We start from the raw sequence: 2,878 nt of genomic DNA, 5'->3' as shown, positions 1-2,878 counted from the left end.
GTCCTTGGCCGTGCGAACAACGACCGCCTTCATCACATCGCCCTTCTTCACGCGGCCGCGCGGAATGGCTTCCTTGATCGACACCACGATGATGTCGCCGACAGAGGCGTATTTCCGCTTCGAGCCGCCCAGCACCTTGATGCACATGACACGACGGGCGCCGGAATTATCCGCGACGTCGAGGTTTGTTTGCATCTGAATCATGACTGGCCGCCTTCTTCTTTTCTAACGGGACAGGCTCGAAGCCCCTCCCCGGTCTGTCCAAAATTCGTTTGTTTACGCCTGGTCCGAAGACACGACGATCCAGCGCTTGTCCTTGGAAATCGGCTTCGATTCCTGGATGAACACCTGATCGCCGACCTTGTGGGCGTTATTCTCGTCGTGCGCCTTGTACTTCTTGGTCATGCGCACGGTCTTCTTCATCACGGGATGCGTGAAGCGCCGTTCGACCTTGACGACGACCGTCTTCTCATTCTTGTCGCTGACGACGGTGCCCTGCAGAATGCGCTTTGGCATGGTTTTCGTCCTTAAGCCTTCTTGGCCGCGGACTTTTCCGCAGCGATGGTCTTGATGCGCGCTATGTCCCTGCGGACCTGCTTCACGCGCGCGGTCTTCTCGAGCTGACCGGTGGCCTTCTGGAAGCGCAGGTTGAACTGCTCCTTCTTCAGGCTGGCCAGGTCGTCGGTCAGCTGGTCCTGGGTCTTGGTCCGGATGTCTTCGGCTTTCATGATCGGCCCGTCCTTATTCTGCGATGCGCTGTACGAAGCGCGTCCTGACCGAGAGCTTCGCCGCGCCGAGGCGCAGCGCCTCGCGCGCCGTCTCTTCGCTGACGCCGTCGATCTCGAACATGATGCGGCCAGGCTTGACGCGCGCCGCCCAATAGTCGACGGCGCCCTTGCCTTTACCCATACGCACTTCGGTCGGCTTCGAGGTGACCGGCAGATCCGGGAACACCCGGATCCAGACGCGGCCGGCGCGCTTCATCTCGCGGGTGATCGCGCGGCGGGCCGCCTCGATCTCGCGCGCGGTGACGCGGTTCGGCTCAAGCGCCTTCAGCCCGAAACCGCCGAAATCCAGATTGGTGCCGCCCTTGGCGGTACCGTGGATGCGGCCCTTGAACTGCTTGCGGAACTTTGTGCGCTTTGGCTGCAGCATCGTTCTAACTCCAAATTCTCAAATGTCTCAGGCGTTTTCGCGACGGCGACCGCGCTCGCGCTCACCACCGGCGCTGCCGCCATGCGCATGATCGCCCTCGGTGGCCCGGCGTTCCGACGCCATCGGGTCGTGCTCCAGGATCTCGCCCTTGAACACCCAGACCTTGACGCCGCAGATGCCGTAAGCGGTGTTCGCCTCGGCCGTGCCGTAGTCGACATCGGCGCGCAGCGTATGCAGCGGCACGCGGCCTTCGCGGTACCATTCCATGCGCGCGATTTCGGCGCCGCCCAGTCGACCCGAGCAGTTGATGCGGATGCCCTCGGCGCCGAGACGCATCGCCGACTGAACGGCGCGCTTCATGGCGCGGCGGAACGCGATGCGGCGCTCCAGCTGCTGGGCGATCGACTGCGCGATCAGCGTGGCGTCGATCTCCGGCTTGCGCACCTCGACGATGTTGAGGTGCGTCTCGGACTTCGTCATCTCCATCAGCTTCTTGCGAAGCTTCTCGATGTCGGCGCCCTTCTTGCCGATGATCAGGCCCGGACGCGCCGCGTGGATGGTGACGCGGCACTTCTTGTGCGGACGCTCGATCACGACCTTGGAGATGGCGGCCTGCTTGAGTTCCTTCTCAAGATACTTGCGGATCTTGATGTCCTCATGCAGCAGCTGGCCGTACTCGCCGGTGTTCGCGAACCAGCGCGAATCCCAGGTGCGGTTGATGCCGAGACGCAGCCCGATCGGATTGACTTTCTGGCCCATTATGCGGCCTCCCCTTTTTCCTCGACTTCACGAACGACGATCGTGAGGTGCGAGAACGGCTTTTCGATACGGCTGGCGCGGCCACGGCCACGAGCGTGGAACCGCTTCATGACGATCGACTTGCCGACATAGGCTTCCGCCACGATCAGCGCGTCGACGTCGAGGTCGTGGTTGTTTTCCGCGTTGGCGATCGCCGATTCCAGCGTCTTCTTGACCGTGCCGGAAATCCGCTTGGCCGAGAATTCGAGGTCGGAAAGCGCTGTCGCGACCTTCTTGCCGCGGATCAGCGCGGCAACCAGGTTCAGCTTCTGCGGGCTGATACGGATCGTGCGCAGAACGGCGCGCGCCTCGTTGTCAGCAAGCCTGCGCGGAGCTTTGGCCTTGCCCATGATTATTTCCTCTTCGCCTTCTTATCCGCGCCGTGACCGTAATAGGTCCGGGTCGGAGCGAATTCACCGAACTTGTGACCGACCATGTCCTCGTTCACGGAGACGGGAACATGCTTCTGGCCGTTGTAGACACCGAAGGTGAAGCCGACGAACTGCGGCAGGATGGTGGAGCGACGGCTCCACATCTTGATCACCTCATTGCGACCGCCTTCACGAACCTTGTCCACCTTCTTGAGAAGGTAGCCGTCGATGAAGGGGCCTTTCCAAATCGAACGAGTCACTTGGCGTTACCTCTTCTTAGCTCTTGCGCTGATGGCGCGAGCGCACGATGAACTTGTCGGTCGCCTTGTTGGACCGCGTCTTCTTGCCCTTGGTCGGCTTGCCCCAGGGCGAAACCGGATGACGGCCACCCGAGGTGCGGCCTTCGCCGCCGCCGTGCGGGTGATCGACCGGGTTCATGGCCACGCCGCGATTGTGCGGACGCTTGCCGCGCCACACGGTGCGGCCGGCTTTGCCGTCATTGATGTTGCCGTGGTCGGGGTTCGACACCGCGCCGACGGTCGCCATGCAGGAAC

7 protein-coding genes and 1 pseudogene are annotated in these 2,878 nt (G+C 62.3%); all 8 read right to left on the bottom strand.

The window, feature by feature from the left end; all coding sequences use genetic code 11:
* A partial coding sequence (locus EN745_RS32965; protein ID WP_189363237.1) for an uL14 family ribosomal protein occupies positions 1 to 204 on the bottom strand: 204 nt, incomplete at its 3' end.
* Between the two features lie 72 nt (positions 205 to 276).
* Positions 277 to 516 carry a 30S ribosomal protein S17 gene (gene rpsQ, locus EN745_RS32960; RefSeq protein ID WP_010909280.1) on the bottom strand — a complete coding sequence of 80 codons (240 nt, stop codon included), beginning with the start codon at positions 514 to 516 and terminating at the stop codon, positions 277 to 279.
* Between the two features lie 11 nt (positions 517 to 527).
* Positions 528 to 728, bottom strand: coding sequence for a 50S ribosomal protein L29 (rpmC, locus tag EN745_RS32955; RefSeq protein WP_126042433.1), 201 nt, complete (start codon positions 726 to 728; stop codon positions 528 to 530).
* A 13-nt stretch (positions 729 to 741) separates the two neighbouring features.
* Positions 742 to 1,155 carry a 50S ribosomal protein L16 gene (gene rplP / locus EN745_RS32950; protein WP_126054438.1) on the bottom strand — a complete coding sequence of 138 codons (414 nt, stop codon included), beginning with the start codon at positions 1,153 to 1,155 and terminating at the stop codon, positions 742 to 744.
* A gap of 27 nt (positions 1,156 to 1,182) precedes the next feature.
* Positions 1,183 to 1,914 (bottom strand): 30S ribosomal protein S3, encoded by a 732-nt coding sequence (gene rpsC / locus EN745_RS32945; protein WP_126054437.1) that lies wholly within the window; start codon positions 1,912 to 1,914, stop codon positions 1,183 to 1,185.
* Positions 1,914 to 2,303, bottom strand: coding sequence for a 50S ribosomal protein L22 (rplV, locus tag EN745_RS32940; RefSeq protein WP_006205462.1), 390 nt, complete (start codon positions 2,301 to 2,303; stop codon positions 1,914 to 1,916). Before rplV ends, rpsC begins: the two co-directional genes overlap by 1 nt.
* 2 nt (positions 2,304 to 2,305) lie before the next feature.
* Positions 2,306 to 2,584: a 30S ribosomal protein S19 gene (gene rpsS, locus EN745_RS32935; protein ID WP_006205463.1), complete on the bottom strand. Its 279-nt coding sequence runs from the start codon at positions 2,582 to 2,584 to the stop codon at positions 2,306 to 2,308.
* A gap of 16 nt (positions 2,585 to 2,600) precedes the next feature.
* Positions 2,601 to 2,878: pseudogene (rplB, locus tag EN745_RS32930) on the bottom strand (50S ribosomal protein L2); the annotation flags it as partial.

The organism is Mesorhizobium sp. M4A.F.Ca.ET.022.05.2.1 (assembly GCF_003998845.1).
GTDB lineage: Bacteria > Pseudomonadota > Alphaproteobacteria > Rhizobiales > Rhizobiaceae > Mesorhizobium.
Note: the sequence above shows the minus strand (reverse complement) of the source record. Positions and strands in the feature narration are given on the sequence as shown.

Coding starts and splice junctions, on each gene's coding strand:
- rpsC (WP_126054437.1), bottom strand. CDS start 1,914: ATGGGCCAGAAAGTCAATCCGATCGGGCTGCGTCTCGGCATCAACCGC.
- rplV (WP_006205462.1), bottom strand. CDS start 2,303: ATGGGCAAGGCCAAAGCTCCGCGCAGGCTTGCTGACAACGAGGCGCGC.
- rpsQ (WP_010909280.1), bottom strand. CDS start 516: ATGCCAAAGCGCATTCTGCAGGGCACCGTCGTCAGCGACAAGAATGAG.
- rpmC (WP_126042433.1), bottom strand. CDS start 728: ATGAAAGCCGAAGACATCCGGACCAAGACCCAGGACCAGCTGACCGAC.
- rplP (WP_126054438.1), bottom strand. CDS start 1,155: ATGCTGCAGCCAAAGCGCACAAAGTTCCGCAAGCAGTTCAAGGGCCGC.